General features: G+C 69.3%; 10 protein-coding genes. All 10 read right to left on the reverse strand.

The genetic code is table 11. From position 1 onward, the window contains the following. Nucleotides 1-9: 9 nt before the first annotated feature. The 10 genes from KA711_03325 to KA711_03370 all read right to left on the reverse strand — a co-directional run bounded on the left by KA711_03325 (nt 10) and on the right by KA711_03370 (nt 26,783). Nucleotides 10-1,119, reverse strand: a complete 1,110-nt coding sequence (locus tag KA711_03325) for an HD domain-containing protein (protein MCM0608014.1) — start codon at nt 1,117-1,119, stop codon at nt 10-12. A 151-nt stretch (nt 1,120-1,270) separates the two neighbouring features. Then, entirely contained in the window at nt 1,271-1,930 is a 660-nt protein-coding gene (locus KA711_03330; protein MCM0608015.1) for an excisionase family DNA-binding protein, read from the reverse strand. Between the two features lie 213 nt (nt 1,931-2,143). Further along, entirely contained in the window at nt 2,144-4,090 is a 1,947-nt protein-coding gene (locus KA711_03335) for an EAL domain-containing protein (GenBank protein MCM0608016.1), read from the reverse strand. 73 nt (nt 4,091-4,163) lie between these two features. Then, nucleotides 4,164-5,630 carry a hypothetical protein gene (locus KA711_03340; protein MCM0608017.1) on the reverse strand — a complete coding sequence of 489 codons (1,467 nt, stop codon included), beginning with the start codon at nt 5,628-5,630 and terminating at the stop codon, nt 4,164-4,166. Then, complete coding sequence (locus KA711_03345) at nt 5,627-6,964, reverse strand: HlyD family type I secretion periplasmic adaptor subunit (protein ID MCM0608018.1); 1,338 nt, start codon at nt 6,962-6,964, stop codon at nt 5,627-5,629. Before KA711_03345 ends, KA711_03340 begins: the two co-directional genes overlap by 4 nt. Then, nucleotides 6,961-7,596 carry a hypothetical protein gene (locus KA711_03350; GenBank protein ID MCM0608019.1) on the reverse strand — a complete coding sequence of 212 codons (636 nt, stop codon included), beginning with the start codon at nt 7,594-7,596 and terminating at the stop codon, nt 6,961-6,963. The genes KA711_03345 and KA711_03350 overlap by 4 nt, the downstream gene beginning before the upstream one ends. Before the next feature lie 10 nt (nt 7,597-7,606). Then, entirely contained in the window at nt 7,607-9,214 is a 1,608-nt protein-coding gene (locus KA711_03355) for a TolC family protein (GenBank protein ID MCM0608020.1), read from the reverse strand. Then, nucleotides 9,211-10,953 (reverse strand): ATP-binding cassette domain-containing protein, encoded by a 1,743-nt coding sequence (locus KA711_03360; GenBank protein ID MCM0608021.1) that lies wholly within the window; start codon nt 10,951-10,953, stop codon nt 9,211-9,213. The genes KA711_03355 and KA711_03360 overlap by 4 nt, the downstream gene beginning before the upstream one ends. A gap of 39 nt (nt 10,954-10,992) precedes the next feature. After that, entirely contained in the window at nt 10,993-25,410 is a 14,418-nt protein-coding gene (locus KA711_03365; protein ID MCM0608022.1) for a hypothetical protein, read from the reverse strand. 230 nt (nt 25,411-25,640) lie between these two features. After that, entirely contained in the window at nt 25,641-26,783 is a 1,143-nt protein-coding gene (locus tag KA711_03370) for an HD domain-containing protein (GenBank protein ID MCM0608023.1), read from the reverse strand. Nucleotides 26,784-26,888 lie beyond the last annotated feature (105 nt).

The following is a 26,888-nucleotide window of genomic DNA, read 5'->3' on the forward strand; positions in this document are numbered from 1 at the left end:
CGCAGGGCGTCACGAGCCAAGATCGCTCCAGGTCACGGGGTCGGGCATCCAGTTCACGGCGGCTTGCGGGTGCTTGCTGCTGGACGCCGGATACTGCCGCCAGACTTGGCGTATCTCCGGCATGACGGCCGCCAGATCCGCCACCAGCGTCGGGTCGAACAGACGCCCCGAGTGCTCGCGCAGAAAATTCAGCGCTTCGTCCATGCGGGTCTCGTCCAGGCCGTGGCCGCTCATGAACCGGTCGAAGCAATCTGCGACCGCAACGATGCGGGCCGACAGCGGAATCGCATCGCCAGCAAGGCCGTCCGGGTAGCCATGGCCGTCCCACTGCTCGTGATGCGAGCGGGCAACCTCGGCGGCCAGGGCAAAGGTGATGCCTTCATGGGCGGACAGGATGGATTGGCCGGCCCGCGCATGCGACTTCATCACCTCGGCCTCTTCGACGGACAGCGGGCCGACCTTGCGCAGGACCGACTCTGGCACGGCGATGTGTCCGATGTCATGCAACATGGACGCCAGCCCCAGGGCCTCCGTGGCCGGCTCCGGCATGCCCAGCCGCGCGGCGATGCGCTCTGCGTACTTCGCCACGCGGGTGGTGTGGCTGGCCGACGGCGTGTCGCGCAGCGTGGCCAGCCTGCAGAGGTTGCGTATCGTCCGCAGCTCCCGCGGCGGCGTCCGGTAGTCGCGCAGGCGCAAGGCCTGGTGCACCGAGAGCAGGCAGCCCGTGCTCGGTGGATCGGCCTGCTCCCGCACCCACTCCAGGCAGTCCAGCGCAACGCCGGAGCTGTTCACGACCAGCAATTGCGTCTCGCTCGTGGGCGAGCGCAGCTCCGTCGTGGCCTGGGAGACGTTGACGACGAAGATCTTGGTCCGGCTCTCGGGGAACAGCTTGCGGAAGGCGACGGTCCACTGCTCCGGGGCGGGGTCGGTGAGATCGCGCGACAGCATCACCACATCGGGCATCTTGCGCGCGGCTGAAGCCAGCGCCATGTGCCCGTCGACCTCGTGGCGCAGCGCGGTCGGCGCGTCTGCATAGAGGGCAGCTTCGCGCAACATCCCCGAGAACGTGGGATAGCGGTCCACCACCAAGAGGTCGAGCGGCTCGCTCAGGTCTGACATGCGATTCTCATCCGTTCGAATCGGGAGCATAGAACACTTCGATCGATGCACCCGCTCAGGGGCGAGCTGCCGAGCTCACCACGTCACGGCGCTTTCGGGTGCCGTGAGCCGCCGGACTGTCGCCCACGGCCTGGTGCAGACCCGTTGCCCCCTATTGCACCACGTGCCCGCTGGGGGCTGCCAGGAAAAAGGCATCGAGGAAGCCCTCAAATCGCTCCTGCACCAGGGGCTTGCGGTACACGATCACGCCGGGGGGCAGGCCACCCCGCTCGCTGATGGCCGCCGGGGACAGCGCCGACACCACCAGCACCTTGATGCGCGACAGCTCCGGCGAGCGCCGCAGCACCTTCAGCAGGTGGAATCCGTCGAAGGGTTCCATCACCAGGTCGGTGATGATCAGCATCGGCCGGGTGCGCTCGATCAGCAGCAGGGCCTCGGCGGCATCACTGGCGACATGCAGCGTGACGGGGGCCGCGCACCGCACGAAGGTCTTTTCGTACAGCGCGACCATGCTGGGGTTGTCTTCCACCGCCAGCACCGAGAGGCTGCCCGATGGCCGGGCGTTGCTGCGCTTGCCCCGGGCCATGGCTTGCGCGGCCTTGATGGGAATGCGCCGATGGCCGCCGCGCGTCTTCCAGGCGGGAAGCAGGCCGGACTCCACCATCTTCTGAACCGTCGAGGTCGAGACCCCGATGATCTCAGCCGCCTCCCGCGTGCTGATGTGGCTTTCCGCGCCCGGCTGTTCAGCCGCGTCGGTCGAGGCGGCGGACGGTTGGGGTCTCGGCATGGGCGGGTGGGCGTTCGTTCGCAAAGACGCACATTCTGCGCGACTCTTGCGTTAGCGCCCACGCTCCTAGGAGCGTGGGCGGCAGAAATCCAGCCCCGCGTTGGGCCGACTTCGGGGCCCAGGCCAGGCGCCGCGCGCAGCCCGGGCTGTGCGCCCGGGCCAGCGTGGCAACGCCGCATGGGCCCCGAAATCGGCCCAACCCGAAGGGCCGGGGCTGGATTTCTGCCGCCCACGCTCCTAGACCTGCTCGACTTCTTCGGTGAGCTCCGGCGCCTCGATGACGCCGCTGATGGCCGGCCCGGTGACGGCCGCCACGCCCATCGAGAGCATCGAGTCGGCGTCGATGCCGCGGCGGATGCCCTGGCCGATCACCTTGATGGACATCGAGCTGCACAGGTCGACCACCTGGCGCACGAACTGCTGCTGCCCGAGGGAACTCGAGAGATTGACGCAGAAGCGCTGGTCCAGCTTCACGTAGTCCACCAGCAGGTGGTGCAGCGTGGGCAAGGCCGAGAAGGCGATGCCGAAGTGGTCGACACCCAGCTTCACGCCCCGGGGGCGAACCATCGCGGAGAACCTTTCGAGATCGCCCGGGTGGTCGATCAGGCCCAGTTCACTCACCTCGATCCACAGCCGCTTGGCGCGGTCACCGGCCTTTGCGAGCAGTTCATCGACCTGATTGACGAAGAAAGGACGCGTCAGCGAGTGCGGCGACATGTTGATGGCCACCGGCGTCGGATCGGTCTGCAGCCTCGCCAGGGCCAGCTCGAGCGCACGCAGGTCGAGGTCGAGGATGCGGGCGGTGCGTATCGCAGGCGGGATGAACGCGCTGGCCGGCATCACCGTGCCGTCGGGGCCGGCCATGCGGAGCACCGCCTCCATGTGCAAGATCTGGTGGCCGATGCCGACCACCGGGTAGTACTCCAGGGTCACCCGGCCGGTGTCGAGCGCATTCTCGATCAGCACCCGCCACTGGGCGATGGCGATGTAGTGCATCGGCTGTGCCGGCGAGGTGATGCAGAAGCGCTCGCGCCGCGCTTCAGAGGCGCCCGTCATGGCATCCACACGCGCCAGCACCTCCGAGGTCGTCTCGCCGCGCACATAGGTGGACGCACCGATCCAGGCCACGCATTCGGTGTCCGACACGCGATCCGTGTGCAGCTGCTTCAGGCCGTCGGTCACGCCCTCGAGCCAGTCGACGAGCGCGGAGCCCTCGATGTCTTCCAGGAGGATGCCGAAGTCTGAGCCGTTCAGGCGGCCCAAGGTGGGCTGCCGGGGCGAGAACCGGTACAGACGCGAGCGGATGGTGACCGCCACCGCGCGCAGAAAGTCATCGGCCCGCGCACGGCCGGCCAGGCGGTTCATCTCCACCAGCCCGTGGACATGGACGATCACCACCGATCCCGTGTGCGAGGCCTCGGAGTCGTCCAGCGCCCGCTGCAGGTCGCGCATGAACCGGCTGCGGCTCGACGCGCCGGTCAGGGGATCGTGGTCCAGCTCTTCGCGGACATCCAGGATCTCGGTCTGCTTCTCCTCAAGCATGGCCTGCACGCGCCCGATCATCACGTTGATGGTCTTGGACAGGGGCACCCACTCACGCAGGCTCGGCTGCGGCTCGAAGACAAAGCGGCGCTCGCCCAGCGCTTGGATCTGCCCCGAGAAGGTCTTCACGGGCCCGAGGGCCCACGTCAGCGCCCAGCGCAGCCCGATCACCAGCACGATCAAGAAGCCCAGCGCGGCCACCACGACGCCGCCCATCAGGGCGCCGGTCGCCTCGGCCCAGCGCGCGCTGCCCGCCTCCACCTCCAGCGCAGCCACCGGCCCGTCGGCATTCGCGAGCTTTTGCCGCAGAGGAGGAACGGCGTTGTCGAGCCGCAGGGGGTCGCTCGACGGCGGGGCCTGAGCCTGCCCCAGCGTGGCCAGCACGCTGCCCTTGGCGTCCAGCAGGCGAACCTGCACGTCGACCGGCGGGCTGGGCAGCCGGGCCGCGAAGGCCGCCACGCCTTCCTGGGGGTCCATGCGGGCGAGCTCGCGCTGGTAGGTCGTCGCCACCGCGCTCTGCAGCACCTCCACATCGCGGGCCACCTGGGGCGCGAGGTACGACCGGGTCAGGGCCAGCACGCCCAGCACGACGCACGCCATGCCTAGCACCAGGGCCAGAAGCCCCATCCGGATCACACCCATAGCGGGCTCCTCTTGCGGCACACAGGGCCGATTAACGCCAAGACGACAGAGCCGCCCGCGCGGCAGGCCGCCATCATTCGCCCCTCTTCGGGTCCGTGCCGTGGTCGGAGAAGGCGCTGCGCAGCGAGGTCTTGCCCAAGCTCCAGACGGCGGCGTCCAGGCTGCGGGTCACTTCCTTCTGCATCGAGATGTCGGCCGACATCTCTGCCGTCGTGCCCTTGATCTCGCCCATGTCGCGCCGCAGGTTGATCACCAGATCACGTGTCTCTTCGAGTTGCTCCGCAATGCGCGCCTGCTGCGGCATCAGCTCCAGGATCTTGCCCACGCGCGTGCTGGCCGCCCGGCTTTCGCGGAACACGCCGTCGGAGGCCTGCGACAACTCGCGCAACAGCGGAATCAGGTCGCGGATGGCGCTCACCCCCGTGGCCGTGCGCTCCAGCGCCTCTTCGTGGGAGGCCACGCGCCGGCCGAGGTTGAGCGTCTCGACCGCGGCGTCGGCCACGCTGGGTGCCAGCTTGCCGATCTCCCGGGTGAGGGCAGACAACTCGCCCACGGTCAGGCGGTGCTGCTCCTTGATCTCGCCGCCGATCTCGTGCAGGGCTTCTGTCGTGGCCCGGCTCACCTGCGGCAGCAGGTCTTGCAGCGAGGTCGTCACGTCCTTGAGCTGCTGGCCCGTGATCTTCTGCTGCTCCAGGAAATCGGCCAGCAGCGTCGCCAGGAAGCGCTCGGTGATCTGCACGTTGGAGCTGACCTTGGACTTCTCGGCCAGCGACAGCACGTCGTCGCGCGCGTGGTCCACGAAGGAGCCGCTGCACTTGCGCACCACCACCATCTGGAAGCCCAGCATGATGGAGCCCACCAGGCCGAACATCGACGCCGAGAAGGCCGTGCCCATGGCGGCCAGCGGCTTTTCGAGGCCGCCGACGACGCGGGCGAACTCCGACTCGATGCTGCCGCTCGTGCCGGAGCCCGAATTCGCGATCGTCGCGATCAGCGAGCTGGTGGCCAGCAGGGTCTCCAGCAGGCCCACGAAGGTGCCGAGCAGGCCCAGGCCCACCATCAGGCCGACGAGGTACTGCGAGAGTTCCTGCTTCTTGTCGAAGTACTGTTCCAGCGACGTGAGCTCGGGCTCCATGGCCGCGCTCTGCACATAGACCTGGTGCCCCAGGCCCAGTTTCTGCAGGCGGCTCAGCATGCCCAGCACGTGCGCCTTCGGGCCCAGCGCAGGATCGGGCTCGTCGCTCCAGGCGCCCATGCGCAGGTAGGACAGGCCAGACCTGAAGACGGCCTCCTCGCGGTACACCCGCATGACGTTGGTCACCATCGTCCACGAGCCCCAGAGCATGGTCGCCAGGATCATGCCGTTCAGGCCGGGGTTGGACTTGAAGGCAAAGGACACGAACTGCCAATAGCCCAGGGCTCCGGCCACCGTCACCATCAGGGGCAGCCAGATGAGCTGCTTGTAGGTGGTGGTGAACGGCCGCTGATCGGAGGCCAGGTCAGCGGCGGTTGCGGGTTTGTTCACAGCGATGTCGTTCATTTTCTGTCCCTGAAGGCTGATTGTGCGAGGCCCTTGATGGGCGACAGCACGTACTCGAGAATCGTTCTCTGACCCGTCACCGAGTCGGCCGTGAGCGTCATGCCCGGCGTCAAGGGCTTGCCAAACGCCGCCAGGCTGTCGGCATCCAGCGCCATCGCCACCCGGAAGTAGCGGTCGCCGCGCTCGTCGGTGAGCGAATCCGCACTGATCTCGGTCACCCGGGCCCTGACCGTGCCGTGCGTGGTGAAGTCGAAGGCCGCAATCCGCACGATCGCGGTCTGGCCCACCTGCAGCACCCCCCGCTCGGAGGGCGATGCCTTGGCCTCGATGAACAGGTCGCCGTTGGCCGGCGTCAGCTCCAGCAGCGTCTCGCCCGGCCTGACCACGCCGCCCACCGTGTTGAACAGCAGTTTGTTCACCGTGCCGTCGGCCGGTGCCACGACCTCGGTGCGGAGGATGCGGTCGGCGTCCGCCGTCAGCTCCTGCGTGAGGCGCTCAAGCTCCACGCGCGTGTCCGCCAGCGCGGAACGCGCCTCGCTCCTGAACTGCGCCGTCGCCTCCGAATAGCGCGCCTGCAGTTCCGAGGCCGCCGCCAGCAGGCGGGGCAGCGCGGTCTCGGCCTCCTTGAGCTGGGTGGTCAGACGCTCCACGCGCGCCCGGGCCTCCAGCGTCTCCATCTGCGAGGCCGCATTCTTGGACTGCAGGCCGGCGATCACGGCCAGCTGCTGGCGTGCCACCTCCAGCTCGGCCGACAGCCCCCGGCGGCGGGCCTCCTGCTCGACGCGTTCCTGGCTGCGCTGGTTGATCTGCTCCTCCAGCACCCTCAGGGTCTGCAACAGCGTCGCCTGCCGGGCCGAGTAGGCCGCCGTCTCGTTGCGCATCTCTTCGGAGTCCGCTGCCAGCCCCGGCGGGGGCTGGATGCGGGTGCCGTTGGCCTCGGCCTGCAGCCGGGCGGCGCGTGCGTTCAGGCCGTTCAGGCGCGCCTGCCGCTCGCCGCGGGACGACGAGGCCAGCAGATCGGACACCGCCACCAGCGGATCGCCCTTGCTCACCCGGTCGCCCTCGCGGACATGGACCTTGGAGACGATGCCGCCTTCCAGGTGCTGCACCAGCTGCGGCTTGCTGCCCGGGATGAGCCGCCCCTGGGTGCGCACCACCTGGTCGACCTGGGCCACCGCCATCCAGCCGATGAGCGCCGCCAGGAAGACGAGCGCCAAGTACAGGTACCAGCGGGGCCGGCGCAGGCGACGGCCCTCGCCGAGCGGGCCCTCCATGGTGCTCATCAGCACCTCGAGCGGTGCCGGCTTGGTGGGAGTCAGCGCTGCCGTTGTCATCGCCGCTCCGCGCCTTCGAACGACAGGCTCACTATCGCGGAGTTGGTCTCGCGGGCGGTGTCGATGCGAACCCCGATGGTGTCGGCCCGGCGCCCCTGCTCGATGAGCAGGTTGCGCACCGCCATGACGCGGAGGTAGGCCACGCGCTGGTTCTCGCTGAGCTGCATGCCCGGGCCCTGGGCCACCAGCTGGATGCGGCCGTTGCGGACGGCTTCGGGCTCCGCGGCCAGGGCCGCCAGCAGACGCTTCTTGGCCGCGTCATCGAGCGTGACGGCTTCATCCGCAAAGTCCAGGATCAGCCGGGCGCTGCTCTGCGTGAGCGTACCGCCGGCCGAGTCGGGCTTGGGGCCCGTGACGGCGATGCGCGTCGTCACGGTCCCGACCGACGGCGCGCCCACCACCACCTGCTGGTTGGCCAGCGCCGCCGCGACGGCGGGCAGGGGCGCCACCAGCTCGGCCGCCCGCTGCTCGCGGACCATCTTCTCGGCCATGCGCTTGGCGGCCAGCTGGGCCGAGAACGACAGGGCGATGGCCAGCACCACCACCACGAAGATCATCGCAATGACGACGTTCGTCAGTGCGTCCACCATGCCCGGCCAGTACTCGCCGGTGTGATTGGAGCTCTTTGCCATGCGGGTCTCCTCAGCGCGGGGGGGGCGCGCTCTCGGCCAGCCCTTCCAGCAGCAGGCCGGTCAGGTGGGCGATGCGGAGCTGGGTCTGGGTCTCGCCCACCGCCAGCTGCAGGATGTCGAGCTTGGACTGGTGGAAGCGCTGATAGGCATCCAGCACGTCGAGCAGCGTGCGGTTGGCACCGGTCATCTGCTCCTGGAAGGCCTTGACGACGGCGGCGTTGGCGGTCAGCTCGTCGCGCGCCGCGGCAAAGCGCTGGTCGAAGGCCTCGAGGTTGACGTAGCCGGCCTCGAGCTCCTGTGCGAGCTTGCGCTCCACGTTCGCGGCCCGCGCCGTCTGTTCGCTCAGGCGCGCTGCCGCGCCGCGCATCTGGGCCTGGTCGGTGCCGCCGTTGAGCAGGGGCACCGTCACCATGAACATCAGCTTGGCATCCTGCACGACCGCGGGCGAGCCGCTGATGTTGCGCGTCTTGGTGACCGACATCTCGAGCTCGGCGCGCGGCTCGAAGCGCCCGCGGCTGCCCTCGACCTCCAGGCGGATGGCATCGATCTCCTTGGCCGAGGCCAGCAGGTCGTGGTTGCGCTCGCGCGCCACCTCGCGGGCGGCCGTGGCCTCGGCCGGCACGCGCAGCCCGGTCGGCAGCACGAAGACCATGGACTTGGCCTCGTCGCCGATCAGCCGCCGCAGGTTGAGTTGCGCCACCCGCCCCACCGCCTTGGCGTCGGCGATGCTGGCCCGCGCGTTGGCCACCCGCGCCTTCACGCGGTCCTGATCGGCCTTGCTGGCGGCGCCGGCCGCCGTGCGCGCGTCGATGTAGGCCAGCAGGTCGATCAGCAGCTTTTCGTAGCCCTGGCTCAGTTCGGTGGCCAGCCGGGTCTGCAGCACCTGCAGGTAGGCGCCCGACACCTCCAGCGCGGTTGACGAGCGCGTGCCGTCGAGCTGGATGGCGGCCGAGCTGGTGAGCACCTTCTGGCGCTGCCATTCCTTGCGGGCGGGCGTGTCCCACACCGGCTGCTTCAGGGTGAGGGCGCTGTCAAGGCGGTCCAGGCTCTGCCGCGGGTCGCCGGTCTCCAGCCGGCCCACGCCGCTGCCCACGCGCAAGTCGAGCTTCGGCAGCAGGGCGCCGCGCGCGGCGCGGCGGGTCTGGTTGAAGCTCTCGTAGCGAAACTCGCCGGCTTCGACCTCCAGGCTGTGGTCCAGGCCCAGGCGAACGGCGTCGATCAGGGTCATGGGCACGCCCACCTCCCCCTTGCCCGCGGCCGTGTCGTCCGCCGGCAGCACGCTCGGCACGCCCAGCAGGGCCGGCAGGGTGTTCAGGCGCGGCTGCCTTTCGGGGCCGGCCGCCGGGCGAGGGGCCGCCGGGGTGGCCTCCGGGGTGGCCGCCGGGGTGGCCGCCTCGGCGCCGGCCGCCGGGGGTGGGGCCGCCGGGGTGGCCTCCTCAGCGCCGGGTGCCGGGCGCGGGGCCGCCGGGGTGGCCGCCTCGGCGCCGGGTGCCGGCTCGGGGGGGGTCTGGGCCCCGGCCAGGCCGTGCAAGCCGTACAGGCTGGCGATGGCCGCCAGGATGGCGAGGTGTGGGATGGATTTTATTTTGCTCATGGTGAACGTCTGGGCACCGATCATTGCGCCGCTGCTTGTTTGTCTGGCGACGGACCGGCCAGGTCCGCCACTCGATTGTCGGTCTGGGCCACCGAAGGCTTGCCCAGCAGTTTTCCCGGTGGCGCATCGGCTGCCAATTGGCCGGCATCGAGCACCAGCACGCGGTCAGCGATCTGCATCAACTCGGTGGCATGGGTCGTCACCACGAGGCAGCGGCCGGTCTTCATGCTCTTCAGGGTCTGCAGCACCTGGTCCTGCGCCTGGCGGTCCAGCCCGGATGTGGGCTCGTCCAGCACCATCAGCTCGGCGTCCTGCAAGAAGGTGCGCGCCAAGGCCACCATCTGCCGCTGGCCGCCCGAAAGGCTCTGGCCGTTCAGCCCGATGCGCGAGTTGAGCCCGAGCACGCCGCGCTGCAGCGCCGGGCCCAGCCCGGCCCGCGTCAGCGCCCGCTCCACTTCTTCTTGCGTGACGTTGCTGCGGCCACCCGCCACCACATCGGCCAGCCGGCCCGGCATGAAGACGGCGTCCTGCGGCTTGAAGGCTGTCCGCTCGGCCAGCCAGCGCCGGTCGGCGTCGGTGGCGATCAAATGGCCGCCAACAGCCAGCCGCCCTTCGGCGTGCGCGGCATGCCCGGCCAGCAGGCGCAGCAGTGACGACTTGCCCGAGCCCGAGGCCCCCACCACCACCGTCAGCTCGCCGGCCCGGATCTGCAGGTTCAGCTTGCGCAGCGCCGGCTCGCCCCGCCCCGGGTAGCTCAGGCTCGTGTCCACGAGCACCGCGCCGGCCGTGTTCAGGTGCTCGTCCTGCAGCGGCACCGCCGGCACCTCGGTGGACACCGTCAGCCACTCCTGGAGGTCGGCGAGCGCCTTCGAGAACTCCTTCCAGCGCGTGACGATGGGAACGATCGAGCAGAAGATGCCGACGATCCGCCCGCTCAGCAGGCTGGCCGAGATCAGCCCGCCCACCGTCAGCGCCTGCGCCTCCACGCGGTAGACGCCGGCCACGAGCAGGACCACGGTCGTCATCGTCATGCCCATGGGCATGGCTTGCGTGGAAACCTGGCTCCAGAAGCGGGCCTTGGCGGCCGCGCGTGCGCCCGTCATCGAGGGCGTCTGCAGCCGCCTGAGCGCCGATTCCGCGGCCTCGGGCCGGGCCAGGCTCTCGCGCGACAGCAGCATCTCCACCATGCCGGTGACCTTCTCGCTCTGGGCCCGGGTGGAGTCGATCTGGCGGCGCAGGCTCATGCTGTGCAGCAGCGCCGTCAGGATCAGCAGGCCCACGCCAAAGCCCAGCGGGATCCACACCAGCGGCCCCGCCACCAGGGCCACCACGGCCAGGAAGAGCACCATGAAGGGCACATCGGCCAGGGGCAGCAGGAACTGTGCGCTCAAGAAGTCGCGTGTGGCCATCAGCTCGCGGTAGCGCGACACCACCATGCCCACCGGCAGGTCTTTGCTCGTGGGCACGCGCAGCAGGCCGCGCAGCAGCCGCTGATCGAGGTGCACGTCCCATCGGCTGCTGCCGTGCTCCACCAGCAGCACGCGCGAGTAGCGCAACAGCCCCTCCAGCGCCACCAGCACCACCATGCCGGCGGCCAAGGCCCAGAGGGTTTCGTGCATCTCGTTGCCGATGGCCTTGTCGTAGACCAGCATCGTGAACAAGGGCACCGCCAGCACAAAGACGTTCACCAGCGCACTGGCGAGCAGGAGCTCGGCCAGGTGGCGCCGGTTGGCACGGGCGAACAGCAGCAGCGATGACATCATCGTCAATTTTCCTCACGGGCTCGGGCCCGGGCCGTCACATCAGACATTGTCAGGCGGCGGCGGCAGGTACACGTTCAGCGTGGCCGTCTGCACCGAGCCCGTGAACAGCAGGTACTCGGTGTAGGTCTGGCCGGTGTTGGCGTCCACGCCGCTGCTGCCGATGACGAAGGGCGAGTTGATGGTCAGCGTGTCACCCGAGTCCAAGGACAGCTTGAGCACGGCGTCGCTGTCGGTCATGCCGACGATGGCGTTCGCGTCAACGCTGATGCTGGAGTTGGCGCCGTCGCGCACGTCCAGCGCCTCGATGTTGTCCACCCGGCCCGCCAACGTGCCCAGGTCGAGGGCGCCGCCCACGGTGCCCAGGTCCAGCGTGTCCGTGCCCGAGCCGCCGTCGGCCAGGCCGATGTCGGCTGCGGCGCCGAACTCCAGCATGTCGTCACCCACGCCGCCGTTCAGCGTGTCCACACCGCCGGCGCTCACCAGGGTGTCGTTGCCACCGCCGCCATTGATCTGGTTGTTGCCCCCGTTGCCCACGATGACGTTGTTCAAGGCGTTGCCGGTGCCATCGAGCGGTGCGCTGCCCGCCAGCGTGAGGTTCTCCACGTTGTCCGACAGGGTGAAGTTCACCGAGGCGCTCACCACATCGGTGCCGGCGCCCGAGGCCTCGAACACCTGGTCGCCGCCGTTGTCGACGACGTAGATGTCGTCGCCCGCGCCGCCCGCCATCTGGTCGGCCCCCTCCTTGCCGTTGAGGGTGTTGCTGCCGCTGTTGCCCGTCAGCACGTTGTTCTGCGCGTTGCCGAAGGCGGTGAGGTTGCCGCTGCCCAGCAGCGTGAGGTTCTCCAGGTTCGGGAGCAGCTCCAGCGAGTAGCTGATCGTGCTCTGCACGGTGTCGATGCCCTGATTGTCGGCCTCGACGATGACGTCGTTCAGGTCGTTCACCACATAGGTGTCGTTGCCGCCCAGGCCGGTCATGGTGTCGGCCCCGCCGCCGCCGTCGATCACGTTGTCGCCATCGTTGCCGGAGATGAGGTTGTCCAGCCCGTTGCCGGTGGCGTTGAGCGGCGCCGTGCCGGCGACGAGCTGCAGCCGCTCGACGTTGTTGCTGAGCGTGTGGCTCACCGAGGCCACCACGAGGTCGCTGCTGCCCTGGCCGGCGCCGGCCAGCTCGGTCACCACGTCCAGCGTGTCGTCCACGAAATACGTGTCGTTGCCAAGGCCGCCGGTCATCGTGTCGGCGCCGCCGAGCCCGTTGAGCTGGTTGTCGCCGTCGTTGCCCTCCAGCACGTTGGCCGTGGCGTTGCCGGTGGCGTTGTTGCTGGCGCCGCCGGTCAGCACCAGGCGCTCCACGAAGCTGGGCAGGGTGTAGCTGACACTGCTGCGCACCTGGTCGTTGCCGCCTTGATCGACCCCGCCGCTGGTCTCGTCGACGACGTCGCCGGTGCCGTCCACCCAGTAGGTGTCGTCACCGCCCATGCCGCGCATCGTGTCGGCGCCGCCGAGGCCGTCGAGCACGTTGGCGGCGGCGTTGCCCACGATGGTGTTGGCCAGCTCGTTGCCCGTGCCGTTGGCCGCCGTGCCGGTGAGCGTGAGGTTCTCCACCAGGCCGGGCAGCGTGTAGCTGATGGCGGCCTGCACCAGGTCAAGGCCGCCGTCGGCGCCGGATGGCTCCACCACCTGGTCGAGGGGGTTGTCCACCACGTAGGTGTCGTTGCCGGTGCCGCCTTCCATCTGGTCGGCACCCGCGCCGCCGTTGAGCGTGTCGTTGCCGCCCAGGCCCTGCAGCAGGTTGGCCCCGGTGTTGCCGGTGAGGCTGTTGTCGGCCGCGTTGCCGGTGCCATTGAGGTTGGCGCTGCCGGTGAGCACCAGGTTCTCCACGTGGTTGCCCAGCGTGTGGCCGATGCTGCTTTGCACCGTGTCGATGCCGGCGTCGGCGGCTTCGGTCAGCGAGTCGCCCGCATCGTCCACCACGTAGGTGTCGTTGCCGGCGCCGCCCGCCATGGTGTCGGCCCCGGTGCCGCCATTGAGCGTGTCGCCATTCATGCCGCCGGTCAGGGTGTCGTTGCCATCACCGCCGTTGAGCGTGGCGCCCAGGGTGGTGGCAGCGAGCTGCGGCGCCGCATTGCGGTAGGGGTGGTCCGCTGGCAGCAGCGCCTGGCTGCCCCACTTCCAGGCCAGGTAGCCTTCCACGAACTGGCGTTCGGTGGTGCCCAACAAGCCGCTCACCACCAGCACCTCGGGGATCTGGCCACCGAAGGTCCACGAGCTCTGCGTGTTGGTCTGGCCGAGCCACCAGTTCGACGTGCTGACGTGCCCGAACTGGAGGCCGCCGTGGAAGTTAAACGCCTGGTTCACCACCCCCACCGTGGCGGTGATGTTGTTGAGCGCCGCGTGCACGTCACCGCGGGTGGACCACGCCGCCACCCCGCCGTTTTGCCAGAACGCGTTGGCCGTCAGGCTGCCGTAGCCGGACGCCGTCACCAGGGTGTCGTTGGTCGACCCAGCGGTGGCGAGCAGCATATGGGTGCTCGTGGAGACATTGGTGTTGCCATTCGTGCCGAACGCGTAGGTGGTGTCGGTGGTGTTCTGCACCCAGTACAGGCTCTGGGTCAGGCTGCTGGCCGACGGCACCCCCGGCACGGCGATGTAGTCGTCCACGCCGTCGTAGGTGACCGAAGGCAAGCCGTTGAGGCCCCCCTGCACCAGCGTCGGTGACTGCTGCTCGCCGTAGACCTCGCCGTGGCGGCCGTTGCCGCTCTTGTCGCGCCAGACCGTGATCAGGTTGCCGTTGAGCCCGGCTTCGGCCAGGCCCTCGCGGATGCCGTCACCGTCCAGGTCGGCGGCGTCCAGCCACACCGACAGGCGGCCGGCACCCAGCTGATCGGGGGTCCAGGGGTCGAGCACGCGCAAGGTGTCGTCACCCGCGTCGCCATTGAGCGTGCTGCCGCTGGCGGCCTCCAGCACGTCCTGGCCCTCGCCGCCGTTGAGCGTGTCGATCCCGCCGTTGCCGAGCAAGCTGTCGTTGCCGCCCTGGCCGCTGATCACGTTGGCCGCCGGGGTGCCGATGATCGTGTTGGCGCCGGCGTTGCCGCTGCCGTTCTGCGCGCCGCTGCCGATGAGCGTGAGGTTCTCGACGTTGGCGTAGTTCTCCAGAGAGAGGTTCAGGCCGGTGGTGGCCATCAGCGTGTCGGCCGTGCCTTCGCTGTCGCCGGCCAGCTCCGTGACGATGTCGGCGTTGGACTGCACCACGTAGGTGTCGTTGCCCGTGCCGCCCACGAGGGTGTCCGTGCCGCCCGCGCCCTCCAGGTAGTCGTCGCCGGCCCCGCCTTGCAGCGTGTCGCCGGTGGTGTCGGAGGGCGTCGCCTGGCCGTGGCTGAAGAGGTTGGTGGGGATGACCGAGAAGGTGGTGTTGGCCAGGGCCAGGTCATAGGTGTCGCTGCGCTGCCAGCGCACATCCAGCTCGGTAGCGACGGTGGTTGCCGTGGTTGGGTCGGTCACCCTCACCGTGATCGGCACCAGGCCGGCCTCCAGCCACACCGGCAATGAGACGGCGGTCTGCCGCGTGCCGAGGCCCGCAGCGTCGTAGTTGATCACCTGCTGCGCGTCGATCGTGAGGACCAGGGCCGTGGACGTGCTGCGGAAGGTGTACCACCCGGCGGTGGTCACGTTGAGGTCGCCGACGAGCTGCAGACGGTAACCGTTGGCGGGCGCGCCGGCCACCGGGGGCACATCGGAGCCGTAGCTCAGGCTCAGGCCGTTGGTGTGCGTGCCCACAAATGCCGCCACCGTGCTCAGCGTGGTGGTGTAGGTCTCCATGCGCAGCCCGGCTGTCGGCACGCCTTCCATCCAGGTCCGTTCGGGCAGGGGGCGGAAGCCCGAGCTCAACTGGTCGTTGCCGTCGCCGCCCGCCAGGGTGTCGGCGCCGCCGCCGCCGTAGAGCACATCGTTGCCGGCGTTGCCGCTGAGCGTGTCGTTGCCCGTGGTGCCGGCCAGCAGGTTGTCGGCCGCGCTGCCGATGCCGGTGGCGCCCCCGCTGCCCGTGAACACCAGGTTCTCCACGTTGGCGTACTGCGCGGCGTTGAGGTCGAGCGTGGCCAGGCCGGTGTTGATGGTGTCCCGGCCACCGGTGGCGGTTTCGGTGATGGTGTCGGTGCTGTCGTCGATGACGTAGTTGTCATTGCCTGCACCGCCCACGAGCGTGTCGGTGCCGCCGGCACCGTCGAGCCAGTTGCTGAACCCGTTGCCCGTCAAGGTGTTGTTGGCGGCGTTGCCCCAGGCCTTGAGGCCGGCGGTGTCCGGGTTCTGGGCATTCGCCACCAGGGTCAGATTTTCAAAGTTGGGCAACAGGCGGTGGCTGAAGTTGGACTCAACCGTATCCGTGCCCTCGCCGGCGATCTCCAGCAAGCGGGTGTATACGTTGCGAACAACGTAGGTGTCGTCGCCCGCCTTGCCTTCGAGCCTGCTGGGCAACCCGTTGTAGTAATGGTGGGATTGCGACCCGCCACCCATCAGCAGGTTGTCCAAGCCATTGCCGGTGGCGCTCCACCGGTAGGTGTTTCGGATGTCCACGTTTTCCACGTTGTCAGGCAGCACATAGGTGCTGACCGCATCATGGTTCTGCAGGACCACGGTATCTACGCCGCCACCGGCAGCCTCAACCACGGTGTGGATCGCGTTTCGGTTGTCGAAGTTGTAGGTGTCGTTTCCGCCCATGCCGACCAGGGTATGCGCAACGTCCAGGGAAGACCCCAGGGCGCCACCCGTCAGGACGTTGGCGAGATCGTTGCCGGTGAGTGTCGTCGGCGTGAGGCCGATGGCGCGGGCGTTCTCGACATTGGCCGGCAGGGAGGGCAGGGAGGCGGTGGTCATCACCTCGTCGGTGCCTTCATCGGCAAGCTCCTGCACCAAGCCGGCTTCGCCGGTTTCGTCCAGAATGTAGATGTCATCGCCCGTTCCGCCGATCATCGTGTCGGTGCCGGTGCTGCCGTCCAAGATGTCGTTGCCGCCACCGCCGATGAGGGTGTCATCGCCGCCCGCCCCCACCAGCCGGTTGGCCGCGCTGTTGCCGGTGATGGTGTTGGCCCCGTCGTTGCCCGCGCCATCGAGCGCCGCCGTGCCCGTGAGCGTGAGGTTCTCGACGTTCTTGGCGAGGTAGTAGCTGACCTCGGCCTGCACCAGGTCGGTGCCGGCACCGGCGGCTTCGAAGACCGTGTCGGTGAGGGAGCTGACGATGTAGGTGTCGTCCCCCACGCCGCCCGCCAGGTAGTTGGTGCCGGCGCCGCCGGCGAGGGTGTCGTTGCCCGTGTGGCCAAAGAGGCCGTCGTTGCGGTCGCCGCCGGTCAGCGTGTCGTTGCCGGCACCGCCCAGCAGCAGCAGATCGAGCCTGCCGGCGCCACGCACAGGGGCTGAGCCGTAGTCGGCGGTGAGCGTGTCGTCTTTGTTGGCGCTGCCATCGCCAAAGACGAGCGGCGCGTCGTACCAGGTCGGGTCGAAGCCCACCGCGCCCAGCACCGGGTCGATGGTGAGATCCGGCGTGGGTGTGACCCACTTGCTGCGCAGGTAGGCCTCGACCACCAGGCGTTCGGCGGCCACCAGGGCGCGGTCAAAGACCAGCACTTCCGACAGCTCCCCGCGACTGGCCGCGCTTCCCGTGCCCTGCGCGCCCAGCGCGAGGGTTCCGAGGTTGCCGCCACCTGCGTTATAGCTCGTGATGTCCGACGGGGTGCTGTAGTAGTTCAACGCCGTGCCGTCGCGGTAGGCCGCCGTACTGGGCCCGAACGAGACCACGGCGTATGACAGCGCGGTGTTGTAGACGGGGGCCACGGGGGGGCTTGCGTACGCGATCCAGCTGGCGCCGCCCGTTGCAACGTCCTGGAGACCGTTCGACCAGCCCAAAGCCCAACTCGAGTCCCGGGAGGTGACCAGCCGCTGGGCCAGCCTGGCACCCGAGATGTCCGTGAGCTGCCCCACGGCAAAGACCGTGTAGCTGTGATTGGGCAGCGTGAGCGAAGACACAAGTTGATCGGTGCCGTCGAAACGCACCGCGGCCTGCCCGGTGACGCCGGCGGCCTGCCAGGTGGGCCGCCAGCTGGCACCGTTCAGCGCCGTGAAGTTGACGCCGTTGCCGCTTTTGTCGGCCCAGTTTGAGACGAACAGCGGGCCCGACTGCGGCAGCCCCGCCTCGCCGGCGAACTCGGCAGTGCCGTCGCCGTCCAGGTCCGTGGCATCCAGCCAGGTGCGCAGGCCGCCAAAACTGTCGGGCAGCAGCCGCGCGCCGGTGTAGTTGACGCCCCAGCCGGACGCCAGCTCGTTCGGGTCGGCCAGCACCTTGACGTTGGCGCCAACCACCAGGTCGTGCTGGGACTCGACCACCGACGCAAACAGCCGGCCGGCGCTGCCGTCGGACATCACCACCGAGGGCGCACCGTTGGTGAACAGGTTGCTGAACTCGGTGGCGCTGAGCAGCAGGACGTCGCCCCCCAGGCCGTCCGACGGGCCGTCGCCCACCACCTCCAGCCGGCCGGCCCCTTCGGCACCCAGCAGGCCCGGGCTGTTGAGCGCGGTGGCGTCGATGCGGAAGCTGTTGGCATGGGCGGCCGGCGCCAGGCCCTCGAGCGTGAAGCTGGCAAAGTCCAGCCGCTCGATGGCGCTGGCCTTGTTCACGAGCTGCGTCAGCGAGTTCAGGCCGGAACGGTCGAGCACCAGCGTGTCGCTGCCGGCGCCGCCATTGGCCAGGCTGTAGGCGTTGTCCACCAGGATGATGCGGTCGTTGCCGCCGCCCGCCACGAAACTGTCGGCCCCGCCAGCGCCAAACAGCACGTTGGCCTGCGAGTTGCCGGTGATCTCGTTGGCACCGGCATGGCCCGTGCCGCTGATGGGGCCGGCGTCCTCCATGAGCTGCAGGTTCTCAAGGTTGATGCCCAGCGTCCAGTTGATGGTGGCCCGCACCGTGTCGCTGCCCTCCAGGGGGTTTTCCTGGGTCTGGTCGCCGGCATCGTCCACCACATAGATGTCGTCACCCAGGCCGCCGGTCATCACGTCGGCCCCGCCCCGCCCGTCGAGGATGTTGCTGCCGCTGGTGCCGATGAGGGTGTTGGCAATGGCGTTGCCCGTGCCGTTGATGGAATCGAGGCCCTGGAGTTCGAGGCGCTCGATGAAGGGCTCGAGCGTGAAGCTCGCGCTGCTGAAGACGACATCGTTGCCGCCGCCCAGCGAGGCTTCCACCGCGCGGTCGTTCGAGTCGTCGACGTAATACTGGTCGTCGCCGTCGCCGCCGGACATCACGTCGACGCCTGCGCCGCCGATGATGATGTTGTTGCCCGCGTTGCCGTTGATGACGTTGTCCGCGGCGCTGCCTGTGGCCGTGAAGTTGCCGGTGCCCTGCAGCGTGAGGTTCTCCAGGCTGCCCGTCAGCGTGTAGCTGCTGCTGGCCAACACCGTGTCGATGCCTTCGCCATCGAACTCCTCGATGATGTCGGCCGCGACGTCGACGACGTAGGTGTCGTTGCCCATGCCGCCCCTGAGCGTGTCATTGCCCAGGCCGCCATCGAGCACGTTGTCGCCGACGTTGCCGATGATGACGTTGTCCAGCTCGTTGCCGAAGCCGTTGATTTTGCCGGTGCCGCTGAGCTGCAGGTCTTCCACCAGCGCGCGCAGCGTGTAGCTGGCGCTGGCGATCACGCGGTCGCGGTCGGTGGTGTTGGTTTCGACGGTGTTGTCCGCCGATTCGTCGACGATGTAGGTGTCGTTGCCGGCGCCGCCCAGCAGGGTGTCGACGCCGCTGCCGCCGTCGAGCGTGTTGTTGCCGTTGTTGCCGAAGATGGTGTTGGCCAGGTTGTTGCCGGTGCCCGACAGGTTGGCCGAGCCCAGCAGCTCGAGAATTTCGACCTCGGCCGACAGCGTGAAGCTCGCCGACGCGTTCACGCGGTCGAAGTCCCCGCCCTGGAAAGCCTCGACGACGGTGTCGCCCGTGTCATCCACGACGTAGGTGTCGTTGCCGCCCCCGCCTTCCATACGGTCGGTGCCCGTGAGGCCGTCGAGGAGGTTGTCGCTGCTGTTGCCCCAGAGCGAGTTGTTCAGCTCGTTGCCGGTGGCGTTGAATTCGCCGGTGCCGGTGAGCCGGAGGTTCTCGAGATTGCTGCCGATGCCCAGCGTCCAGCTGAGCGAGGCCTCCACGGTGTCGGAGCCGCCGCCGCCCAGCTCGGTGATGGAGTCGCCGAGGGTGTCGACCACGTAGGTGTCGTCGCCGCCGCGCCCGGTCATGACGTCATTGCCACCCAGGCCGTTGAGCACGTTGGCGGCGTCGTTGCCCCTGAGCACGTTGCTGCCGCCGTTGCCGATGCCGTCGATGGCGAGCGTGCCGGTGAGCTCCAGCACCTCGAAAGTGACACCCAAGGTCCAGGTGACCTCCGAGAGCACGGTGTCGACGCCCTTGCCCTCCTCTTCGATCAGCGTGGTGCTGGCCGTGCGCACGATGTAGGTGTCGTCACCGGCGCCGCCGATGAGCGTGTCGCCGGAGCCGCCGCCGCCGTCGAGCGTGTTGTTGCCCTGGTTGCCGACGATGACGTTGGACAGGCCATTGCCCGTGCCGGACAGGTTGTCGCTGCCCTGGAGCTCGAGCCGCTCCACGTTGTCCGCGAGGGTGTGGGTCAGCCACGCGCGCACGGTGTCAGAGCCGCGATTGGGTTTCTCGATGACGTCGTCGCCCTCGCTGTCGACGACGTAGATGTCGTTGCCCGCGCCGCCGTCCATCGTGTCGGCGCCAGCGTCGCCGTCGAGCCGGTTGTTGCCGTCGTTGCCAAACAGCTCGTTGTTGCCGCCGTTGCCGGTTCCCTCCAGGTTGCCGGCGCCCGTCAGGCGCAGCACCTCCAGGCCGTCCGTCAGGGTATAGGAGATGGCGCTCTCCACCGTGTCTTTGCCCTGGCTCTCATCGTCAACCTCGGTGACGAGGTCGTCTTCGTTGTCGACCCGGTAGGTGTCGTCGCCGGCTCCACCGATGAGGGAGTCCGCGCCACCCTTGCCGTCAAGGATGTTTTTGCCGGCCGTGCCGAAGATGGTGTTGTCGGCGTCGTTGCCGGTGCCATCGATGGCGGCCGTGCCCGTGAGCGTGAGGTTCTCGACGTTGGCATCGAGCGTGTGGCTCACCGAGGCAAACACCGCGTCAGTGCCTTGCCCGTCGGCGGCCTCGACGACCCGATCGCCGGTGTTGTCGACAAAATAGGTGTCGCTGCCGTCGCCGCCTTCCATCGTGTCGGCGCCGGCGCCGCCGTTGAGCACGTTGTTGCGGGCCTCGCCCTCCACGCTGATGCGGTTGTTCAAGGCGTTGCCGGTGCCGTTGAGGGCGGTGCCGGTGAGGACGAGATCCTCGACTCCGGCGGCGAGGACGGCAACGCTCACGCTGGCGCGCACGGTGTCGAGGCCCTGTTCGGCCGCTTCGGTGACCGCGTCGCCGAGGTCGTCGACGATGTAGATGTCGTTGCCCAGGCCGCCGGCCAGGGTGTCGGCACCCGCCGCGCCATCGAGCGTGTTGTCGGCTTCGTTGCCGATGAGCCAATTGGCCAGGGCGTTGCCGGTGCCGGAGATCGGGGCCGTGCCGAGCAGCTCGAGGTTTTCGACGTTGTTGCCCAGCGTGAAGCTCACCGACGCGTTCACGCGGTCGGTGCCCGCACCGAAGCCTTCGATCACCTGCTCGCCCGCTTGATCGACCACGTAGACGTCGTCGCCGCCGCCGCCTTCCATGCGGTCGACGCCCGTGCCGCCGTCCAGGGTGTTGGCGGCACTGTTGCCGATGAGGAGGTTGGCCAGCGAGTTGCCCGTGGCGTTGATCTCCTGGTGGCCGGTGAGCGTGAGGTCCTCGAGCTGGGCACCCAGCGTCCAGTTGATCGAGGCCCAGACGGTGTCGCGGCCCGCGTCGGCGAACTCGGTCACCTTGTCGGATTCGTTGTCGACGACGTAGGTGTCGTTGCCTTCGCCACCGATCAGGGTGTCGGCGCCGGCACCGCCGTCCAGCAGGTTGGCCGACTCATTGCCCGTGATCACGTTGGCCCCGCTGTTGCCGGTGCCTGAGAGCTCGCCCGCGCCGGCCAGCAGCTCCAGGTTCTCGGTGTGGTCCCCCAGGGTGTAGCTGGCACTGGCCTGGACGAGGTCGGTGCCCTGGCCGGACTGCTCGGTGACGGTGTCCTGCGAGTCGTCGACGACATAGGTGTCGTCACCAAGACCGCCCAGCAAGGCGTCGGCGCCGCCGCGTCCGTCGAGCAGGTCGTCGCCCTCGCCGCCCTCCAGGCGGTTGCCGGTGGAGCTGCCGATGAGCGTGTCGCCCGCGGTCGAGCCGACGAGGTTCTCGATGCCGGCCAGCGTGTCGCCCTGGGCGTCGCCGCCCGACCCGCGGCCGGTGGTGAGGTTCACCGTGACCGCACTCGCCGATGCGGCGTAATCCGCGGTGTCGCTGCCTGCGCCGCCGATCAGGGTGTCGGCGCCGCCACCGCCCACCAGGGTGTCGGCGCCCGCGCCACCCTCCAGCCGGTTGCCACTGCTGCTGCCCACGAGGCGGTCGGCATGGCTGGACCCGGCGAGGTTCTCGATCGAGTCGAAAATGTCGCCTCCGGCATCGCCGGTGTTGTCGGCCACCGCCTCGAGGCTGGCCGTGACGCCCGCGGTGGACGATGAATAGGACGCGGTGTCGGTGCCGCTGCCGCCCCGCAGGCGGTCGGCCCCGCCGCCGCCCACGAGGATGTCGTCGCCCTCGCCGCCTTCGAGCTGGTTGTCGCCGGCGTCACCGGCCAGTTCGTCGGCAAAGCTGGAGCCGATGAGGTTCTCGATGCTGTCGAAGGTGTCGCCGTCGTCGGCGCTCGCGTCGTCAAGCCGGGCCACCACCGCACCCAGCGCGTCGGCGTAGCTGGCGGTGTCGGAGCCCGTACCCCCCTGCAGCTTGTCGGCACCCAGACCGCCCACCAGAAGGTCGTCGCCGGCATCGCCGGCCAGGGTGTTGTCGCCGTTGTCGCCCGTCAGCGTGTCGGCGAACTGGGAGCCCCGAAGGTTTTCGATGTCCTGGAACGTGTCACCCTGGGCATGCCCGCCGGTCGCCGTGCCGGTGCGCAAATTGATCGCGACCGCGGCATCCGATGCGAAATAGCTGGCCGTGTCCAGCCCGGCATCACCGCGCAGCACGTCGGCGCCGGCCATGCCGGCCAGGGTGTCGTCGCCGGCCCCGCCCTCGAGCGTGTTGGCCGCCGCGTCGCCGGCCAGAGTGTCATCGAACTTGGAGCCGATGAGGCCTTCGATCGACACGTAGACGTCGCCGGCGGCCTCGCCGGTGTTGGCGCCCGAGACGGACATGGACGCGTTCACGCCCGCCTGTGCAGCGGCATAGCTGGCGCTGTCGTTGCCTGCGCCGCCTTCGAGCACGTCGGCGCCCTGCCGGCCCTCGAGCACGTCGTTGCCGTTGCCGCCGACGAGCAGGTTGTTGCCGTCATCGCCGGTCAAGGTGTCGTCGAAGGCGCTGCCGGTGATGTTCTCGATGCCGGCGAGCACGTCTCCTTCGGCGTCGCCGCCGGCGCCCACACCGGTGCTCAAGTTGGCGATCACGCCGGATGCCGAGCCCGCGTAGCTGACGCGGTCCATGCCGGCACCGCCTTGGAGCGTGTCGCCCCCGGAGCCGCCATCGAGGGTGTCGTCGCCGTCGCCGCCGAGCAGCGTGTCGTTGCCGACCAGGCCTTCGAGCGTGTCGGCGCCGGCACCCCCGTCCAGGGTGTTGGCCGAGCCATCCCCGATGATGGAGTCGGCCCCGCTGCTGCCCACGACGTTCTCGATGGACTCGAAGGTGTCGCCCTGGGCGTCACCCCCTGAGGCGGTGGAGGCGCCCAGGTTGATCGTGACGGCGGCGCTGCCGGAGTAGTCGATGGTGTCGCTGCCGTCGCCGCCGATGAGCTGGTCGGCACCGGCGCCGCCGATCAGCGTGTCGCTGCCGCGCCCGCCGTCGAGGCGGTTGGCGGCGGCATCGCCGAGCAGCCGGTCGCTGAAGCGCGAACCGAGCAGGTTCTCGATGCGCTCCAGGATGTCGCCTTCGGCGTCTCCGCCCTGGCCGGCTGCGCCGGCCACGAGGCTGACCGCGACCCCTTGAGTGGAGCCCGCATACGATGCGGTGTCGACGCCGTCGCCGCCGTCGAGCTGGTCGCTGCCGGCGCCACCGAGCAGCACGTCGGCGCCCGCAGCACCCGAGAGCTGGTCGTTGCCCGGGTTGCCCCACAGGGTGTTGTCGGCGGCGTCGCCCAGCAGCGTGTCGTCGAACTCGGAGCCTTCGAGGTTCTCGATGCCGCTGTAGGTGTCGCCGACGGCATCGCCGGTGTTCAGGCTGGTGTCCGCCAGGCTCACGGTGAGGGCGGTGAGCGCGTGCGCGTAGCCGGCTGCATCACTGCCATCGCCGCCGACGAGCTCGTCGGCACCGGCGCCGCCCTCGAGCAGGTCGTCGCCGAGCCCGCCGTCAAGCCGGTTCGCCAGATCGTCGCCGACGAGCTCGTCGGCCTCGCGAGAACCGATCAGGTTCTCGATGTCCTGCAGCAGGTCGCCCGACGCGTCGCCCGCCGAGCCGCGGCCGGACTGCAGGCTGACCACGACGCCGAGCGCCGAGGCGCTGTAGCTGGCCACGTCGGTGCCGGCGCCGCCCTTGAGCACGTCGGCGCCCGCGCCGCCTTGCAGGGTGTCGTTGCCGGCGGCACCGTCGAGCGTGTTGGCCACCGCCGAGCCCGTGAGCACGTCGTTGAAGGCGCTGCCGACGAGGTTCTCGATGCCGCTGAGCAGGTCACCTTCGGCATCGCCGCCGCTGCCGGTGCCGGCGGCCAGGTTGACCGTGACGCCGCCGTCGGAGCCGGCGTAGTCGGCCGTGTCGGTGCCGCCGCCACCGTCCAGGCGGTCGGCGCCGCCGCGGCCGATCAACCAGTCGTTGCCCTCGCCGCCCTGCAGGTGGTTGGCCGTTGCGGTGCCTGCCAGGCGGTCCGCGTAGGCGGAGCCTTGGAGGTTCTCGATGCTGGTGAGCGTGTCGCCGGTGGCCTCGCCTCCGCTGGCCGTTCCGGCCAGAAGGTCGATGTCGACCGCGGCGTCAGACGATGCATAGACCGCGGTGTCGACACCGGTGCCGCCGGTGATGCTGTCGGCCCCGGCGCCGCCCTCGATGATGTCGTCGCCGGCGCCGCCGTCGATGATGTCGTCGCCGTCGCCGGCCAGAACCCGGTCGTGCCCGACCAGGGCCTTGATGGTGTCGTTGCCGGCACCGGCGCGGATGTCGTCGCCCAGGCCGAAGGCGGCGAACACGACGCCGTTCTTGCCCGCGACCGAGTAGTCCATGTCTGCCGAGGAGCGCACGTCCCGCAGCACGGCGGGGACGGACGTGGAGCCGGTGATCTCCTTGCCTTCGAGCAAGCCGGTGGCGGTGATGCGCAGATCAAACGCGGTCTCCGTGAAGGGCACGCCGTCCGGAGCCACCGGGTACTTGAGCAGCAGCGAGACGGTGTTGCCACGCTCGGCCAGATCCGGCGGCAGCGTGACCAGCCAGCTGGAGCCGCTGCGCACGGCGCCCACGACCTCGAAGTCGCTGGGCAAGCCGGAGATGGCCAGGGTCGACAAGGCGAGATCGGCACGTGCCAAGGCCTGGATGGTGAGCAGCCGGGCGAAGCCGCTGCCCATGTTGCCGCCGCCGTCGCCGTCGATCAGATCGTTGCCCGAGCTGCCGATGAGCACCTCGGGCGCCACCTGCGCCGAGGCCGAAAGATCGTTGGCCGACTCGGCCGAGCCCGCTGAGCCCTGGATGCGCAGGCCGCCGCCTTCGATGGCCGAGGAGGTGACCCCGGTCAGGTTGCGCACCGTGGTGCTGAGGCTGATGGTGTCCGCCGGGGGGCGCGGCGGCGGGGGCTCACCCGGCGTGCCGGAGCTGCTGCCCGAGCCCGGCGTGACGATGATGATGAACGAGGGCGGCGCCGGCCGGTCGAGGGCCGATGCCTCCTGGCTGAACGCGGCACCCAGGTCGGGCGGGGTGATGCCCGCCGGCGCCTGCACCTGGGCCGGGCGGGCCGACTCGCTGCCGCTCTGGTCGGGGTTGCGCGGGTCGGCGACCTCGTCCGACTGCTCGACGCCAGACCGCTTGCCCTTGCCTTCGAGCAGGGCGTCGGGCAGGTTGGCCACCAAGGATCGGGCGCTGGTTTCGGTGAACTGCACCGCGCCGGCCGTGTTGATCAGCTCAAAGGCCTCGGCCTCGCGGTCGGAGAATACGATCTTGAAGGCGGGATTGAGCGCCGCCTGCAGGGCCGCCCCCTTGAGCAGCATCTGCTCGCCGCCCCGCAGCAGCAGGATGATGTCGGTGCCGGCGATCTGGACCCTCTCGACGCGCGAAGAGGCGATCGGCAGCACCAGCGCGAGGTCGGTGCCGGAGGTGGGGACGGTGAAAACGGTGATCTTGCTGGTGCTCATGGCTTCTTCGACTCGGCTTGGGCCCTTGTGAGGACGGCTTTCAACAACAGGCGGCATTCCAGCGAGGGCCAGCGGCGCACCCATCGGGCTTGTGCGGGAGATGCATCTCGCTTGCGGCAGGCAAATGGCGCTTGCCGCGGACCCGGGAATGGAGCCTTAGCGATCGGGGACTACAGATGGATCATTGCATGGTCCATGACGGGGCTGGAGGCGGCCGTTCGCAGCTTGCATCAGGACAGCGGCGAAACACTACTCGGAATGGCCGTCGCCCGCCCGTGGGCGGGGCCGGCCACCCAGCGGGTGGCCTCTTCGACGGGCGCCTCGGCGGGCAGGGAATCGAAATGTACCTTGACGCGGATGAGGCTGGCCAGGCTGCGGTCGACCGCGGCCACGACCTCGGGGTCGAAATGGCGGCCGGCCTCGTTGGCGAGGTGCTGCAAGACGGTGTCCAGGCCCCAGGCGCGCTTGTAGCGGCGCTCGCTGGTCAGGGCGTCGAAGGCATCGGCCACGGCGACGATGCGTGCGCTCAGCGGTATGTCCTTGCCCGCCAGGCCCAGGGGGTAGCCGCCGCCGTCCCAGCGCTCGTGGTGATGCAGGGCCACTTCGGCGCCCACGGCGAAGACCTCGCCCTCCTGCTCGCGCAGGATTTCGTAGCCGAAGATGGGGTGTTGCTTCATCAGGCCCCACTCGTGTTCGTCGAGAAGACCGGATTTCCTCAAGATGGCCTCAGGAATGCCGATCTTGCCGATGTCGTGAAGTGGGGCTGCCAGCAGGATGAGGCTTTGGAAATGCTGCGATTGACCGCAGGCCTGCGCCAGAACCGCCGCGTAGTGGGCCATGCGCACCGTGTGGTAGCCGGTTTCCTCGTCGCGGAAGGCGGCCATCCGCTCGAGGCAACGCAGGGCCTGCAGGTCTTCGTTGGACACCGACGCCGGCATCGGCCGGGCGTACTGCCAGGCGCTGGCCTCGCCCCAGGAGGCGCCGATGCCGCTGAGCCTGGCTTCGACCCGGTCGACGATGGTCGAGGGCGAGGCCGGCAGGCGGATGACCTCGGCCGCGCCGGCCCGGGCGGCCACGACCTCCAGCTCGGATTGCGCACTGCCGGTGATGAGAACGTACTGCGTGGGCGCCAGGGGGCGCTGGCCGCGAGCCTGCTTGATGAGCTCCAGGCCGTCGAGATCGGGCATCTGGTAGTCGGTGAGGACCAGATCGGGCTCGATCTGGACGCAGTGCTCCAGGGCCTCGGTCGGGTTGTGGAAGGTCAGCACCCGGCGGGCGGGATCCTTGCCGAGGATGCGGCGGAACTGCTGCAGCACAACCTCGTTGTCGTCGATGACGACGATGGTCTGCGGTTGGGCGGCAGGTTGCGACATGGTGAGCGATCTAATCGTTGTATGGTATTGAACCACACAAAGTGTAGTTCCATAGCCATCAGTAACGATTGTCGTATCGCAAACGACGCCGGCTCAGGCGTGAGT

Source organism: Ideonella sp. WA131b, assembly GCA_023657425.1.
GTDB lineage: Bacteria > Pseudomonadota > Gammaproteobacteria > Burkholderiales > Burkholderiaceae_C > Rubrivivax.

What these genes read in the sequence shown, in the direction of transcription:
- KA711_03355 (MCM0608020.1), bottom strand. Translation starts at nt 9,214, where the DNA reads ATGATCGGTGCCCAGACGTTCACCATGAGCAAAATAAAATCCATCCCA.
- KA711_03335 (MCM0608016.1), bottom strand. Translation starts at nt 4,090, where the DNA reads ATGGGTGTGATCCGGATGGGGCTTCTGGCCCTGGTGCTAGGCATGGCG.
- KA711_03345 (MCM0608018.1), bottom strand. Translation starts at nt 6,964, where the DNA reads ATGACAACGGCAGCGCTGACTCCCACCAAGCCGGCACCGCTCGAGGTG.
- KA711_03365 (MCM0608022.1), bottom strand. Translation starts at nt 25,410, where the DNA reads ATGAGCACCAGCAAGATCACCGTTTTCACCGTCCCCACCTCCGGCACC.
- KA711_03370 (MCM0608023.1), bottom strand. Translation starts at nt 26,783, where the DNA reads ATGTCGCAACCTGCCGCCCAACCGCAGACCATCGTCGTCATCGACGAC.
- KA711_03340 (MCM0608017.1), bottom strand. Translation starts at nt 5,630, where the DNA reads ATGAACGACATCGCTGTGAACAAACCCGCAACCGCCGCTGACCTGGCC.
- KA711_03360 (MCM0608021.1), bottom strand. Translation starts at nt 10,953, where the DNA reads ATGATGTCATCGCTGCTGCTGTTCGCCCGTGCCAACCGGCGCCACCTG.
- KA711_03325 (MCM0608014.1), bottom strand. Translation starts at nt 1,119, where the DNA reads ATGTCAGACCTGAGCGAGCCGCTCGACCTCTTGGTGGTGGACCGCTAT.
- KA711_03350 (MCM0608019.1), bottom strand. Translation starts at nt 7,596, where the DNA reads ATGGCAAAGAGCTCCAATCACACCGGCGAGTACTGGCCGGGCATGGTG.